The organism is Halodesulfovibrio oceani subsp. galateae (assembly GCF_055397225.1).
Window position 1 is genome coordinate 2,788,152 of sequence record NZ_AP042453.1, and the last position, 15,891, is coordinate 2,804,042.

The 15,891-nt window shown below is 46.1% G+C and carries 10 protein-coding genes and 4 pseudogenes; 9 read left to right on the forward strand and 5 right to left on the reverse strand.

The window, feature by feature from the left end; all coding sequences use genetic code 11:
• Positions 1-229: 229 nt before the first annotated feature.
• The 4 pseudogenes from ACZ5V1_RS12515 to ACZ5V1_RS12530 form a co-directional block, all read right to left on the reverse strand.
• Positions 230-535, reverse strand: a pseudogene (locus ACZ5V1_RS12515) (flagellin); the annotation flags it as partial.
• An 837-nt stretch (positions 536-1,372) separates the two neighbouring features.
• Positions 1,373-1,960 (reverse strand): annotated as a pseudogene (locus ACZ5V1_RS12520) (flagellin N-terminal helical domain-containing protein); the annotation flags it as partial.
• Between the two features lie 332 nt (positions 1,961-2,292).
• A pseudogene (locus ACZ5V1_RS12525) lies at positions 2,293-2,598 on the reverse strand (flagellin); the annotation flags it as partial.
• 1,044 nt (positions 2,599-3,642) lie between these two features.
• Positions 3,643-4,005 (reverse strand): annotated as a pseudogene (locus ACZ5V1_RS12530) (flagellin N-terminal helical domain-containing protein); the annotation flags it as partial.
• A gap of 236 nt (positions 4,006-4,241) precedes the next feature.
• Between ACZ5V1_RS12530 and ACZ5V1_RS12535 the strand changes: the two are divergent.
• Both ACZ5V1_RS12535 and ACZ5V1_RS12540 read left to right on the forward strand, forming a co-directional pair.
• Positions 4,242-4,973: a response regulator transcription factor gene (locus ACZ5V1_RS12535; protein WP_464389122.1), complete on the forward strand. Its 732-nt coding sequence runs from the start codon at positions 4,242-4,244 to the stop codon at positions 4,971-4,973.
• A 146-nt stretch (positions 4,974-5,119) separates the two neighbouring features.
• Complete coding sequence (locus tag ACZ5V1_RS12540; protein WP_464389123.1) at positions 5,120-6,652, forward strand: ATP-binding protein; 1,533 nt, start codon at positions 5,120-5,122, stop codon at positions 6,650-6,652.
• Between the two features lie 398 nt (positions 6,653-7,050).
• Here ACZ5V1_RS12540 and ACZ5V1_RS12545 read toward each other — a convergent pair whose 3' ends face one another.
• Positions 7,051-8,949 (reverse strand): sigma-54-dependent Fis family transcriptional regulator, encoded by a 1,899-nt coding sequence (locus tag ACZ5V1_RS12545; protein ID WP_464389124.1) that lies wholly within the window; start codon positions 8,947-8,949, stop codon positions 7,051-7,053.
• Positions 8,950-9,397: 448 nt separating this feature from the next.
• Here ACZ5V1_RS12545 and ACZ5V1_RS12550 point away from each other — a divergent pair, with 448 nt between their 5' ends.
• From ACZ5V1_RS12550 to ACZ5V1_RS12580, 7 genes are all read left to right on the forward strand, one after another.
• Positions 9,398-9,910: a TRAP transporter small permease gene (locus ACZ5V1_RS12550; RefSeq protein ID WP_464389125.1), complete on the forward strand. Its 513-nt coding sequence runs from the start codon at positions 9,398-9,400 to the stop codon at positions 9,908-9,910.
• Positions 9,911-9,912: 2 nt separating this feature from the next.
• Entirely contained in the window at positions 9,913-11,211 is a 1,299-nt protein-coding gene (locus ACZ5V1_RS12555) for a TRAP transporter large permease (RefSeq protein WP_464389126.1), read from the forward strand.
• Between the two features lie 22 nt (positions 11,212-11,233).
• Positions 11,234-12,229: a TRAP transporter substrate-binding protein DctP gene (gene dctP / locus ACZ5V1_RS12560; RefSeq protein ID WP_464389127.1), complete on the forward strand. Its 996-nt coding sequence runs from the start codon at positions 11,234-11,236 to the stop codon at positions 12,227-12,229.
• Between the two features lie 203 nt (positions 12,230-12,432).
• Complete coding sequence (locus tag ACZ5V1_RS12565; protein WP_464389128.1) at positions 12,433-13,551, forward strand: NAD(P)/FAD-dependent oxidoreductase; 1,119 nt, start codon at positions 12,433-12,435, stop codon at positions 13,549-13,551.
• A complete protein-coding gene (locus ACZ5V1_RS12570; RefSeq protein ID WP_160712506.1) occupies positions 13,544-13,834 on the forward strand; it encodes a (2Fe-2S)-binding protein in 291 nt (96 codons plus the stop codon). Before ACZ5V1_RS12565 ends, ACZ5V1_RS12570 begins: the two co-directional genes overlap by 8 nt.
• On the forward strand, positions 13,834-15,252 hold the full coding sequence (locus tag ACZ5V1_RS12575) for an FAD-dependent oxidoreductase (protein WP_464389129.1): 1,419 nt from the start codon (positions 13,834-13,836) through the stop codon (positions 15,250-15,252). Before ACZ5V1_RS12570 ends, ACZ5V1_RS12575 begins: the two co-directional genes overlap by 1 nt.
• An 8-nt stretch (positions 15,253-15,260) precedes the next feature.
• Complete coding sequence (locus ACZ5V1_RS12580) at positions 15,261-15,620, forward strand: RidA family protein (RefSeq protein ID WP_464389130.1); 360 nt, start codon at positions 15,261-15,263, stop codon at positions 15,618-15,620.
• Positions 15,621-15,891: the final 271 nt, after the last annotated feature.

Below are 15,891 nucleotides of genomic sequence, written 5' to 3' on the forward strand. Positions count from 1 at the left end.
GTAAAGAAAATGGCGGGTTGCTGTACGGACAAAAACGTAAAGCAGATGGCTCGACATAAAGCAGCAATCAGAAGCGTTTCCCCATTTCAACACAGAGGCGAAACACGGCACGGCACAATACAAAGCCTTACCAGCCGTACACTGCGCACAAAAAGCCCCCGACTCCTGCAGGAGAATCGGGGGCTGGCAGCAAGCAGCCATAGCTTGCTACTTCCGAATAGGTAAAATCTTAGCCAATTAATTTCAAAGCAGTTTCCGGCAAGGAGTTTGCCTGAGCAAGCATTGACGTTGCAGCGGATGAAATAGTCTGGCGCAAGGTGTATTCTGTCATTTCTGTTGCCACATCAACGTCTGAAATACGGGATTCAGCGGCTCCGAGGTTTTCAGCCTGAATCTCAAGGTTAGAAATTGTTGCGCTTAAACGGTTTTCATATGCACCTAAATTTGCACGGTTTTTATCTTTCATCTCAATAGCATCTTGAATGGCATCAAGAGCGGCCTGTGCGCCTGCCTGTGTCGCAATGCTTGAGCCTGCATACTCTTCTGTGCCACCCAGTTCTTTTCTAAAATCAGCAAGTTCGTCATCAGGAATACTGGCAACCGTCATATCAAAACTGACTGCCGCGGCGCCCGCACCAGCAGTTGCAGCTGTTAACGCATAACCAGATCCACCTTCCTGAATCGCCACAGTGCCAAGTGTTGCACTACCGTCATCTGCAAGGGTGAAATTCTGCTCAACAACATCTCCACCAACATTCATCACTGCGGCAGAGTCTGGAACGTCCTCAGAGACATCTTCAATATAGTACTTAGTTGTGCCGTCAGCTGCTTCTGAAGTAAGAATTTTTTTATCTTCGCCACCAACATTGACGGTGTAATTCCCATCGGCATCTACTTCAACCGCGGTACCGGCTTCTGGAATCGGATCGCCTGCATTGGCAACAGTTTTGAAGGATACGGTGCCGTCTGTATCAACGGTTGTGTATACTGCTTTTGCTGTTGCGCCAGTACCTATATTCAGCTGCCCAGTATCAGTCACAGCAATGTCAGAAGTCGCATCAGCGGTTCCGTCCACGGTGTAGACAAGGTTCCCGTCAGCATCAATAGAGCCATGAACAGAAGAACCATCCACGGTAACAGCCCCTGCTGTACCTAGAGCTGGAACAGACACAAGATTTTCTAAATCTGTTTTTGCATCACTTTCTTCTGTTGTGTCTGCCATAACTTTTTCTTTAAGCTGAACTTGAGTAAATCCTGTAGGTGCCCCAGTTACTGCCGGATCATCACCTTCTATGTAAATATCGCCATCTTCATTTGCATAGATGGCATTACCATCTTTGGTAGAAGCAAGTCCGTCATCATCAATTACATAATCCAAAGATTCATTACCTACGCCAAGTGATCCTGAGCTTACATCTTCAATATCAATGGCGTACTTATCTTCATCAGCATCGTTTCCGGTGCCAAAATGGATTGTCATAGAGCTACCAGTCTGCGGTTGGCCGTCATCATCGAGATACTCAGCACCTTCATTCAAAGAGCCATCCAGCAACTTGGTACCGTTAAAATCTGTTGCGTCAGAAATTCGTGTAATTTCCTCTGCCATAGACTGGTATTCCTGATCAATAATAGCGCGCTGTTCATCGGTGTAGGTACCGGTAGCAGCCTGTTCAGCTAACTCATTCATACGAATGAGCTTTTCATCAATAACGGACAAAGCACCATCTGCAGTTTGAATCATAGAAATCGCATCGTTCGCATTTCGAACACCCTGATTCAATGTAGTAACTTCTGCGCGCATCATTTCGCGAACAGCAAGACCTGCTGCGTCATCTGCTGCGCTGTTGATGCGCATGCCGGATGAAAGGCGTTCTGTAGACTTGGTTAAATCGGAGTATGCGCTGTTCAAGTTACGAGCTGCGGTGTTTGCCATAGTGTTGTTGTTGATGATGAGAGACATAGTAAACCTCCAGGTTTGTAATTCTGCATCCTTGCAATGACTTTCCATTTTCGCTTTACGCTATGTAAATAAATACGCGGAGGCTTACGGTTTCGTTTATAAAGCAACATATGAATTTACTGATTTTTCATATAAAAATCCGGCTAATTAACACATTCTTTATAGTTACTAAAAAAGCGCAAACAAAACCTCACAAACCCTTAAGGGTTCTTGCGAGATCGTTTGCGCTCTATATTTTCGTTTATATGAAAAACCGCCCCTGATCCCTGGAAAAATCAGGGGCGGTAAGTCATTCTAGCGTAAAGCCATTAAGTCAGATGGCTTAGAATTACTTATCCGATAAGTTTCAATGCGTTCTGTGGCAGGGTGTTAGCCTGAGCAAGCATTGAAGTTGCAGCGGATGAAATGGTCTGACGTAGGGTGTATTCAGTCATTTCGGTTGCTACGTCCACGTCGGAAATGCGGGACTCAGCAGCTGAGAGGTTTTCACTCTGAACTTCAAGGTTAGAGATAGTAGCTTCAAGACGGTTTTCGTACGCACCAAGGTTTGCACGGTTTTTGTCTTTCATCTCGATAGCTTCTTTAATAGCACCAAGTGCAGCCTGTGCGCCTTCCTGTGTCGCAATGCTGGAACCTGCGTACTCGTCTGTTTTACCAAGTTCTTTGCCAAAGCTTGCAAGCTCTTCGTCTGAGACTGTTTCGACGCCCATTGTAAATGTTGCTGCAGCACCGCCTGATAGCTCGTAGGCACCAGCGTTATCATTTACAGCAACGGCACCAAGTGTTGCAGAACCATCAGCAGCAACTTCAAAGGTTGTTTCAACAGAATCTTTCGCAATGTTCATTACCGAAGCATCCGCTGGGATATCAGTGCTTTCATCCGCAATGTGATAATTCACAGAACCGTCAGAACCTGTTGATGTGAGGAGCGTTTTGTCATCACCCTCAACGTTAACGTTCAGATTACCATCAGTATCAACAGAAACTGCGTACCCAGCATCAGGAATAGTAGTACCTGTTGCCTCATGCAAAGCAACTGTGCCGTCTGCATCAATGGTTGCATACATTTTATTGGCACCAATAAGAAGATCGCTTGAATCAGCTTCAATTGAAACGACGTCACCACCACCACCAACATCGTATGTCAGCTTCCCGGTTGTCGCATCAAAACTGGCTTCCAAGTCTTCACCATCAATCTGAACATCCGTAGAAGTACCACCGGCAGCACCGGTAAATGCTGTTGTAACGCCTGCTTCAGCAAGAGTTGTCAAATCATCTGTTGCATCCTGCACCTCAGTAGCGTCAGCAACTGTATCCTTCAACTGAACCTGAGTGTAACCAGTAGGCGCGCCTGTCACAGCAGGATCATCACCTTCAATGTACACTTCGCCGTCATCATTTGAATAGATTGCTCTACCGTCCTGAGTAGTTGCAAGACCGTCTTCATCAATTTTGTAATCCTGAGAGTCGCCACCTACGCCCAATGCACCTGAGCTTACGTCTTCCAGTTCAATGCTGTATTTATCTTCGTCAGCATCGTTTCCGCTTCCGAAATGAACAGTCATTGAGCTACCGGTCTGTGTAGCGCCGCTTGCATCTTCGTATGAAGCACCTTCTTCAAGAGAACCATTCAGCAGGCTCTGCCCGTTGAAGTCTGTGGAGTCGGAAATACGTGTGATTTCTTCTGCCATTGTCTGGTATTCCTGATCGATGATAGCACGCTGGTCATCGGTGTACGTACCGGTAGCAGCCTGTTCAGCAAGCTCATTCATACGGATAAGCTTTTCATCAATTACAGAAAGAGCACCATCAGCAGTCTGAATCATAGAAATAGCGTCGTTCGCGTTACGAACACCCTGATTCAATGTAGTTACTTCTGCACGCATCATTTCACGTACAGCAAGGCCAGCTGCATCATCAGCCGCGCTGTTAATACGCATACCGGAAGAAAGTCGTTCCGTTGATTTAGTTAAATCGCTGTATGCGGAGTTAAGGTTACGAGCTGCGGTGTTCGCCATAGAGTTGTTGTTAATGATGAGAGACATAGTAAACCTCCAGGTTTGTAATTTTGCATCCTTGCAATAGTCTTTCGTCAGAGCGATATGCCCTTTGCAAATGAATACGGAGGTTGACCCTGTTTTTGTTTATAAAGCGGAAAATTTTTCCTAGTTGGCGCTTTTATCCATCCCCAATATTTTTCATAGATTTACTTAACATTTATTAAGTTGATGAAAAAAACATAAACAACGTATGGTTCCCTTATGTTTCCGTTGGAGGTGGTATGAAACGCATTTTGTTTATCGACGACGATTTTGAATTAGGTGAACTGCTCGGTAGCTACTTGAGCGGAGAAGGCTTTTCGCTCCATACAGCACACGATGCAATGAGTGGTATTGAGAAACTCAAGGAAGATACTTTTGACATTGTGCTGCTTGATATCATGCTTCCGGACATGAACGGTTTTGATCTGCTGCAAAAGATCAGAAACGAATACACCATGCCCGTTATCATGCTTACTGGCCGTAGCGACGAAATCGATAAAGTTGTTGGACTTGAAATGGGGGCAGACGACTACGTGGCGAAGCCATGCCCGTTGCGTGAACTGGCAGCACGCATCCGTGCAATTTTGCGCCGTACAATGCCTGCAAAAATAGCACGGGAGCTTAATGCACCCGCAAAAATTGATCCTGCGCATAAGATCATTATCGGAAGTATGTCTCTCACACCTTCCGCACGCAGTGTTCAAATCGAAGATTCTCCGGTTCAGCTAACCAGCGCTGAATACAATGTTTTAGAAATGCTCACCAGCAACGCTGGCGCACTCATTACTCGTGAGCAGCTCCTTGAAGACGCACTTGGTCGCGATCCTTCACTTGATGACTATGTACTGAACGTACATATGAGTAATTTACGCAGAAAACTAAAACACTGCGCCATAATTAAAACTATTCGTGGAAATGGCTACTTGCTGGCCATACCGGAACAAATTCCACAGCAAGTTATGCACATGTAGTCTCCCCCTGCCGCTTCCTCTAGGAATGTCATTCCCCGACAGCGGCAGGTAGAAGTACTCATGGCTTTTGGGGCATCCGGAACCTTTTCCCCCTAAGTATTTCGGATGCCTCTCTCACATACCCTTCAACTATCGTGAGCACTACAATGTTCCGCTCTTTTTTTGCGCCGTTTAATCGTCGCATTATCTTTTTCATAACTGCAATGTGCGCCATCGCCATCTGCACAGTTGTCCTTGTTTCTGCATCAAGCATAATGCTTACAAAAAAAGGACGTTCAGAAAGAATCATCAAAGACTGTGTCCGGAGTCTTGCATTCCGTATGCCTCGCCCCTTTATACCAGACGAGGCCCGTATTGCTCTGCGTGAAGCCAGAGACTATGACAAGTGGCCGTTTGTGGATTACACTGCCATAGTCAGCCCCGATGGCACCGTAATAGCTTCCTATGGCTCACTAAAATTCGATATGAAGGAGTTACTCTCCAACAAAACAATCAAAAATTCTTCAACACGCGTTGTCGCAGAACCAATTATCGAAAACGGAGAGATCAAGGCCTACATCCTGCTCGGCTCAGGAGTGTTTCTTATGGACAAAGGAATCACAATGTATCTCTTGCTTTCCGCCTTTGCAGGGACAAGTGGTATCCTTGTGAGTTTCTTCATGGCTAAAAAGCTATACAAAAAAATGCTACAACCGCTGTACGATCTCGCAGCAGCAGCCAAAGAAATTGGGGTAAGTAAAGATTACACTCTACGAGTGCCTTACGAATCAAGTGATGAACTTGGTGACTTAGTCACGCACTTCAACTCAATGCTCGATCAAATTGAAAAGCGCGACAGGCTCCTCACGTCTCATAAAAAGATGTTGGAGCATGCAGTAAAATTACGCACCGCAGAGTTAGCAAAGAAAAATGCCCAACTCGTATTGGAAGTTGCTGAACGAGAAGAAGCTGAAATGATCCGCTGCGAGGTGGAAAGAATCAACCAGCATGATCTAAAATCACTGCTGAACCTCGTCATCGGGTACCCGGAGTTACTGCTCTCAAAAGGCAATCTCACCGAGCATCAGGAAAACTACATCAAGAAGATCGAAATGGCCGGTTATCGTATCCTAGACATGATCAACAACAACTTGGACATCTTCAAAATGGAACGCGGCATTTACAAGCTGCGAGCAACATCCGTAGAGCTCGTCCATCTGCTTTTTGAGATCCAGGATGACATAACGTCCATGCTCACACGGCTCAACGTGACCCTACGCATTACGTTCAACAATCATCCGGTCTCTACCAACAACACATTCGCAGTCGCCGGTGAATATCGCCTATTGCAAACCTTGTTTTCGAACCTCATCGTAAATGCGGTTGAGGCTTCCAGAAGTGATGACATTGTGACCGTGGCAATTCAAACCGACGATCAAACCATAACCATCCACAACAGCACGCTTGTACCAGAAGAAGTTCAAGAAAAATTCTTCAACAAGTATGCAACGTACGGGAAGGAAGACGGTACAGGTCTCGGCACGTATTCAGCCAAGCTTATTGCCAACGCCCACAAAGCACACGTCAGCATGACCAGTACTAAAAGTCGCGGCACGCTCATCGGTGTGGAATTTTCTGAACAATTGACCATTGCGGACACTGCCAATCTAAAACCGGCAGTGGAACAAATGTTTATGTAAGGGCATTTTCTTTGTTGGTTTAAGATAGCCTCCGGCGGGCAGGCTCTGCCTTGCATCCGCAAGGGGACACGGCCCCCTTGACCCCATTTAGGGGTATCTGAGGGTTGTATTTAAAACTCAACTCATCCTTTGAAGAGACTTTTGTTGGGAAAAAATAGCACAGGTCTCTAGAAATATGAGCAGTATTGCTTGAAGTGAACACAAGATACAGCATCAAAAAAAGCTCCTACACGGTATGTGTAGGAGCTTTTTTTGCGGTAATTTTCAGTTTGCTTTTTATGCGGTGTTCTTGTTTCTCGAAGCTTTTTGCGTGTGACAAAAGTGGAAAACTTTAGATGCTAACACACAGCATGTAAAAACGAGAGCACGTGGAACAAGGGAACGACAATCACGTACGATTATGTCGGATAGACAATAGCATTCATCTTCTCGACTTTACGGTACAGCGTCGCACGAGAAATACCGAGGCGTTTCGCAGATTCCACCATATTATTATTGGTTTCCTCCAACGTAGCCTCAATAAGGCGGTATTCCATATCCTTCAATGTCCCGATTGGCACACTGCGTGTATTTTCTTTTATAGGTAATGCAAAGTGCTCTGCATCAAGCACGTCGCCTTCACATCTATGCAACGCTCGCTGCACAATGTTTTCCAATTCACGCACATTACCCGGCCAATGATACGACACAAGGGCTTGCTGGGCACTCTGGGAGAAAGTCAGCGGCAGTGGTGTCCCTCGATTTAAAAAGAGCATAGCCAGCTCTAAAATATCTTCGCTACCACGCTCCCGTAACGGTGGAATATTAATCGGCAACACGTTCAAACGATAATACAAGTCTTCACGGAATCGTCCCTGCGCAACAGCCTTGCTCAAATTCACATGAGTACTGGCAATAATTCGGGTGTTAATTTTTACAGGCTTTCGAGCACCGATTCGATACACTTCTGCCGTTTGAAGAACACGCAGCAATTTTACCTGCATGTGATGCGGCATGTCACCGATCTCATCAAGCAGAATTGTGCCACCGTCTGCCAGTTCAAATTTCCCCGGTCGTCCGCCCTTTACTGCACCTGTAAATGTGCCTTCCACGTATCCGAACAGTTCACTTTCAAGCAACTCCGCAGGAATCGCACCACAGTTAATAGGTACGAATGGATAATGGCTGCGGCTACCGTGGTTATGGATAGCCTGTGCAAAAAGTTCTTTACCGGTTCCGGTCTCGCCCTGAAGCAAAACAGTCACTGTCGAATCTGCTGCTTTTTGCGCCAGATCAATAGATTCAAGAAATTTTTCAGACCGCCCGACGAGCATCGGGAATGTGTAGTGGGCTTTTGCACCGGCAATGTTCTCTGCAAGTTTCTGGATCTCACTCATCTCGTTGAAAACAAGAACAGCCCCAAGTAATTCTTTCGTTTCAGAAAGAACCGCCTGTGCAGTGTAAAGAATTGGAACTGTACCCCGCCCGCAACGAATCCAGCACTCTTTGTTCACCCATCGTTTTGAAGAAGTACGTAATTGCTGGATATCTAAAGACAGCCCTTCAAGCTCTGAGATATGCCTACCTTCAAGCTTGTCCGATTTAAGAATCTGAGCGCCCTTTCCATTGATTTTCCAAATCTCGCCTTCAGTATTCAAAATGAGCAGACCAGTACTCGCGGACTCGATCACTTTATCAAAAAATCCGATATGCAGAGCAAGCGTCTTATTCCTGCGAGTAACACGTAACTGTCGTTCAGCAGCACGGGCGGCAGTCGTAACCATATATAGCGTGTGTGGGTGCGTAAATTCTTTTGCACCGGATACAACTAGAATACCAAGCAGTTCTCCACCCTCCCCAAAAATAGGAGCAGAAGAACTTGTCAAATGGTGCGCTAAGTCGCAGTAATGGTCTGAACCAGTGAGCTGAATAGGAATGTGGTGCTTATGACACATGCTGATTGCAGTTGTCCCCACGTCCTCTTCTGTCCACTTAAAACCCGGAGCACAGTTACGCTGACGGTATTGCTTTTTTAACAGCTCAGACCCCGTAATGTGCAAGATGTATCCATCAGCATCGATGGCAGCAATCAGGAATTCATCAGGTGAAAGCAGATCAAAGAACTCTGCAAAATGTGGCAACACAACCTGCAACAATTCATCATTATCCGCACGACGCGCCCGCAGAGCCTCATCTGAAATACACTCCTGCTGCATATTCCGACTCATGGAATCTATCCCGAACTGCTTCGAGCGTGCATGAGACTCATCAATCAACTTCATCATCGTTGAGGAATCGACAACATGTCCTTTTTTCATCTCCCCACGCTCTCTAACATTCATAAATGTAACCAGTTACCTTCCGTTACGTACCTAAGTTATTAATAAAAACATTCCGCGTGTCTTAAATCGCGACATGTCTCAAAATAAGACACAATCGATATAACGCCGTATTTACTAGTGTTTTTTGAATTATTCATTCTCACAAGATCACAATGACTCATTTTGAGACAGTTATCACGTACTTCTTGCTACCACTCAATCTAGCACAAAGCTAACCCACCGAAAAAACTTCGCTTGTTGATTGGTCGCACAACCTTGTCCAAATCAAGCATAAACATTGAGTTTTCACAAACTGCTTAGAAAAAAACAAAAATGTAATTTTTATATAACAACGGTTCGGCATCAAAAACGGAACATGCATTGCATATAGCAACAACAATCACAATACACCTACTAATCAACATAACCATAGAAGGAGAAAAGTATGGAGAAGCAATTTCGGTATGGCCTGACAATACTGTTAAGCACTGTCGCTTTATTACAGTTCATACAGGTCATATGGCGCTATATTCTGCAAGCCCCGCTTATGGGACTGGATGACATCGTCATCTACCCAACTCTATGGCTATATCTGCTCGGCAGTGTAAACGCCTCACGCGAAGACACACAGATCAAAGCCAACGTGCTTGATGTGTTTTTGAAAACCGAGCGCTCCAAACTTGGTGTCCGCATCGTGGCCGACGTTATGACTGTTATTGTCTCTGCATGGCTCACCCGCTGGGCATGGGATTACTTCCAGTATGCGCTCCGCGTATGGAAAGAAACTCCTACAATTTATCTTCCTACTTTTTATGCAGAATGTTCTTTGTTCATCGGACTGCTTTTAATGACAATGTTCGGCCTGAACCACCTTATCAAGAATATTCGACGCTTTACGCTGCTAAGCACAAAACCAGTTACTACCAGTTTGCATAATGCAAACGAAGGAAGCGCATAGCAATGGTTGAAATTTCATTACTGGCAATCGGATTACTTGTTGTAATGCTGAGCTTTGGTGTTCCATTACCATTCTGTTTCGGCGGCGCCCTCATGTTTATGCATCTTGTTGGTGGCGCTACAATGAAAGGCACCATGCTCTGGGGCTTTAGCCAGCTTTCCAACCCTGTTCTGCTCTGTATCCCGCTCTTTGTTTTTGCCGGCGCTATTATGAGTGAAAGTGGTATTGCGAAGAGCCTACTAGATTTTGTAAATATTTTTGTTGGTAGAATTCGAGGCGGTCTCGGTATCGTAGCCTCTTTAAGCTGTGCTATTATTGGCGCAATCTCCGGCAGTGGATTAACCGGTGTTGCAGCTACAGGTCCTCTTTTGATTCCTGAAATGGCAGCTAAAGGCTACCCTAGAGGTTATGCAACTGCACTCGTTGCTAACTCCTCTATTCTTGGCCTTCTTATTCCACCAAGCGTAACCATGATCGTTTACGGCTGGGTAACAGACACATCTATTCTTGCCTGTTTCTTGGCAACAGTAGGCCCCGGCATTCTTATTACGTTCCTGTTCGGCGTAGTAAACCTTGTTATGTGTCGCAAATTCCCACTCGTAATTGATAAGCCAAAGCCAATTGCAGAAACAGTCCGCGTCGCTTCTGCCGCTACACTGCTCGCTATACCTGCGCTTGTAATGCCTATCATTATTCTGGGCGGCATTTACGGCGGCATCATGACTCCTACAGAAGCTGCTGCGGTTGCCGTTATCTACGCTTTTCCTGTTGGTTTCCTTGTATACAAAGGCTTAACCTGGAAAAAATTCCTTATCGCTTCTAAAGATGCTGCCACTGCGATTGGCGCAATCATGGTTATGATTGTGTTCAGTCTCATGCTCAGCCAGATGTTTGTAATGGAAGAAATTCCGCAGGCTCTTGTTGAAGGCATTTTCACCATCACTACAGATAAGGTGATGCTTCTCATCCTCGTTAACATTCTGCTCTTCTTCATTGGCATGATCGTTAACGACATTACTTCCATCATTCTTACTGCTCCGCTGCTGCTCCCGCTTATGGAAGCTATCGGCATCAGCCCTATTCACTTTGCTGCAATCATCGGCGTTAACACTGCTATGGGTGGCGTTACTCCACCTTACGCAAGTATCCTCTACCTTGGTGTTCGCATCGGGGAAGTTGAATTTGTCGATGTAATTAAGCCCGCAATGACGTTGATCTTATTCGGGTATGTACCGGTTGTTTTTCTCACGTCCTTCTGGCCACAACTGGCTCTCTATTTACCAAGCCTCATCGGCTACTAACTGTTTGTAAGGAGTAAGGGATATGCAAAAAAAATTATCAGTCGCTGTTGTTATGATGTTTGTCTGTATTCTTGCCGTGGGCACTGCACAGGCTCGCAGCTGGAAAATCTCCCACGTACGTCCGCAGAATGCTGCTATCGACACAGACCTTAAGCAATTTGCCGCAGAACTGGCAGAAATCAGCAAAGGTAGCATGAAAGCAAAAATTTATGCTTCCAGCTCTCTCGGTGACTACACCGTTGTACAGGAACGTGTTGGTCTCGGCGCAGTAGATATGGCATGTCAGCCAGTTGCTTTTGCAGCTGACAAACGCATGCAGATTGCCAACTTCCCATTCATGATGACCACATGGGCACAGGCAGAAAAGAACTTTACTGCAGCTGCACCACTTAGAAAAACAATCGCTGGTCTTTATAAAGAACAGGACATCAAACTTCTTGCAACATGGCCTGCATACTTCGGTGGCGTAGCTCTGAACAAAGAGCCTAAAAACCCAACCGATCCTAATGCAAAAAAAGGTTTAAAAATCCGCGTTGTGCCAAGTAAGTCATTCAAACTTATGGCAGACACAATCGGCTTTATCGGCACACCAATTCCGTTCTCTGAAGCATTTACCGCAGTACAGACAGGTGTTGTTGACGGTGTTGTTGGCTCCGGCGCAGAAGGCTACTACGCTTCATTCCGCGACGTGACCAAATTCTACCTCCCGCTCAATACACACTTCGAAATGTGGTACCTCATCATGAACGCTGAACTCTACAACGGCCTTGATGATTCTCAGAAAGCACTCGTTGATAAAGCAGCTGCTGACTTTGAACAGCGTCGCTGGGAACGTGCTGAAGCTGATCAGGCTGCAAACGAGCAACGTCTTGCAGACTACGGCGCAAAAATCATCCCGGTTTCTAAAGAAGCTGTAGAAGCCCATGCAACTAAAGTGCGTGAGCAGGTATGGCCAATCATTCTTTCTGACGTAGGCGAAGACTGGGGACGTAACGTCCTTTCAAATATCATTCAGTAACGGCAACTACTGAAGAGTACACACTCCCAGAAATCTGCCCGTCCCGGGGGCCCAAGCCCCCGGGTCATTAACACATCTTTTCTGTGCTAGCAGCAATCTCTGCTTTTCTAGTATCGTATTCTTTTTGGTATCTTATTCTTTTCGGCACCTTATTCATCTTTGGCACACTGCTGTATGTAGTTTCATTACGTTGGAGGATTTCAGTGAAGACAGCTGATATCATAGTTATTGGTGGCGGCATTACCGGCGCTTCCACAGCACTTGGCTTAGTAAAAGAAAATGCGGGCAAAGTTCTTATGTTCGACAGTCAGCTGCCCTCGCAGCGACTTTCCCGTGCAAACTTCGGACTCACATGGTTCATGTGCAAAGGCGGCGGCAGCTCGACATACGCCAAATGGTGTCGCAACGCTTGCAAACAGTGGCCTGAATATGCAGCAGCCCTTGAAGATGAGACAAAAACAAACATCGAACTGGAATGGAACGGCGGTGCATTACACGCCTTCGGCGAAGACCAGTTAAAGGCTCATGCCTCAAGCGTTGAAAAACTTACTGGCGTATGCGGTGAAGTTGGACTGGACTACCCAGTTTCTGTTCTCGACCGCCAGCAGTTCTCTGAACTCGTGCCTAAAATGCAGCTTGGTGAAGACGTTTCCGGCGCAATGTACACCCCGCATCAGGGGCACATTAACCCGCTGAAACTTCTCGGCGCTATGCGTCAATCTTTCCAGATGAACGGTGGTGAATTTGTGGGCAACCAGAACATTCTGGAAATTATCCCCAAAGGCAACACCGTCACAATTAAAACCAAAGACGAAGAATACAGTTGCGGCAAGCTCGTAGTAGCTGCCGGACACGGCTGTGAGCGCCTTCTCTTCCCGCTTGGTTTTAAATTAAATGTTTATCCGCAACGTGGTCAGTTACTGGTAACAGAACGTTGCGAACGCAAACTTCCGTTCCCATTACTTGCAGTACGCCAGACGCAGGACGGTACATACATGGTCGGCCTGACCACTGAAGATGTCGCACACGATATCCGCGTTACCCCGCAGGCGATGCAGCAACATGCTCAAAATGCAATCAGAATTTTCCCTGAACTTGCTGCCGTGAACTGGGTTCGAGCCTGGGGTGCAATCCGTGTGATGACTCCTGACGGTGCACCGATTTACGACACGCTTCCAAATCATCCAAACATTTATGTCATGGCTCTTCATAGCGCTGTTTCGCTTAATCCAATGCACACCTCAGTTGTAGCACCGTGGATTCTTAATGGCAGCAACGCAGAAGCTCTTTCTCCTTTCAGCAACGGACGTTTCAATGTTTAAAATCGATCCTTCACATGCTCAGCAGACAGTTACTGTTCTGCTCGATGGTAAACATAAAGCTCTTCCTGCAGGAATGAGTGTAGCGGCAGCACTTTTAAGTTGCGGAGAAATCATCTCCCGCGTTTCCCCTTCATCGAAAAAGCCATGCAGCCCGCATTGTCTCATGGGTGTTTGTTACGAATGCCTTATGGAAATTGACGGCACTAAAAAACAGGCATGCATGACTGAAGTTGCAGAAGGAATGGTTATTAACCGTAACTTCGTGCAAGAGGAGGCAAGCTAATGAGCCATTATGATGTTGTTGTTATCGGCGCAGGTCCTTCCGGACTTTCCTGCGGTGCAACACTTGCTGAAATGGGACTTGATACGCTCATTCTTGATGAACAGATTCATCCGGGCGGACAGATTTACCGTAATGTAGAATCCACCTCTGCGGCACAGCTAGAATTCTTCGGTGAAGATTACGCACAGGGCCGCGCCATTGTGCAGCGTTTCAGAAAAAGCAACGCAAAGTATAAAGGCGGCGCAACCGTTTGGCAGGTCGAAGCTGATGGTGACATCTGTTACAGCTGCGAAGGTGCTTCTCACCACATTACAGCGAACTATATCGTTATCGCAACCGGCGCGATGGAACGTCCTGTTCCCCTTCAGGGATGGACTCTTCCCGGCGTATTAGGTGCAGGTGCAGCAAACAACCTTGCTAAAGAAGCAGGCCTTTCTCCTGAAGGAAAAGTAGTTATTTGCGGTAGCGGTCCACTGTTACTGCTCGAAGCATCTCTTCTTATTAAGAAAGGGGTTCAGGTTGAAGCAATTCTGGACACAACGCCGCTCATTCCTTCTCTCTCCGTGGTCAAAAACCTTCCACGTGCTTTACTGAGAACAGATTTTCTTCTGAAGGGTCTCAAAATCCTCTGGGACATCAAAAAATCGAAAGTACCTTACTTGCGTGGGGTCTCCGGTCTGAAGATGATTGGTCAGGACAACGTGGAACAGGTTGAATGCACTCACAGAGGCAAGAAAGTTACAATTCCAACCAACGTTGCGCTGCTTCATTTTGGTGTTATTCCAAACACCCACATGATGCGTCAGGTCGGCTGTGAATTACATTGGAATTCTGAGCTTCGTTACTGGCATCCAGTTTGTGACAATTGGGGACGCACGAACCACGACAGAGTTTTTGTTGCAGGTGACGGCAGTTATGTTTCCGGCGCAGTTGCAGCAGGCCTAAAAGGCGAGTTGACAGGCTTAGAGATTGCTAAAAGCCTCGGCATTCTTTCTACCATAGCCCGTGATGAGATCGCGAAGCCGATTACTGCACAAATCACAAAAGATAAGCACCCTAGACCGTTTATCGACGCAATGTATGCACCACGTGCAGGACAATACGCATTCGATAATGAAACCGTGGTATGCCGCTGTGAAAACGTCACTGTAGGTGAAATTCGCGAAGTTATTAGTCAGGGTGCACATGATCCGAACGAAATTAAGATCATCACTCGCGCTGGCATGGGTCCATGTCAGGGCAGAATGTGTGGGTCAGCCATCAACGAAATCCTCGCTGATGAACTGGATTCTACACCGGATGAAGTCGGCTACTTAACCATTCGTCCTCCTTTAAAAGGGATACCGCTTGGTGAAATTGCCGCAATGAAATTTACTCAAGCTTCCGGCCCTGCAGATTTATTTAAGAACCAAAAGTAGAGAACATTATGTCAGAAATTACTCGAATTACACCCGGCGTCCGCATGAGCAAGGCAACAATTTTTAACGGAGTAGCCTATCTGTGTGGGCAGGTTCCAGACAACTCTGACTGTGATATCTGCGATCAGGCACGTAACATGCTTGATAAGGTAGACGTTCTTCTGAAAGAAGCAGGCAGCGATAGAAAGCATGTTCTTTCCGTTCTGGTTTACCTCAGAGACATGAAAGACTTTGCTGGTTTCAACTCCGTATGGGACACATGGTTCGAAGAGGGCTATGCACCAGCCAGAGCTTGTATTGAAGCTCGTCTCGCCAGACCAGAACTCCTTTGCGAAGTTTCTGTAACCGCAGCTGTCATCGAGAAGTAATAAAACAGCATAGTTGCTGCGAAGTATTCCACCAAACTTCGCGCAGACTCCTCATACGCTAGCAATTTACTTCCGCTTTATTAAGAAAGCAGTGTGTTCCCGCCGTTATTGCCACAACGGGAACACGCTGCTTTTTTTTACCTATCATATTAATTCTTCCAAAAATTTAACTGATGCCATCGGAATACCGAAAGGAACAATGACGGAACTGTATTGCAAAACTTTTCATCTCAATGAAATAAAAATCTTCATAATTTAGTTTGCTTGATCG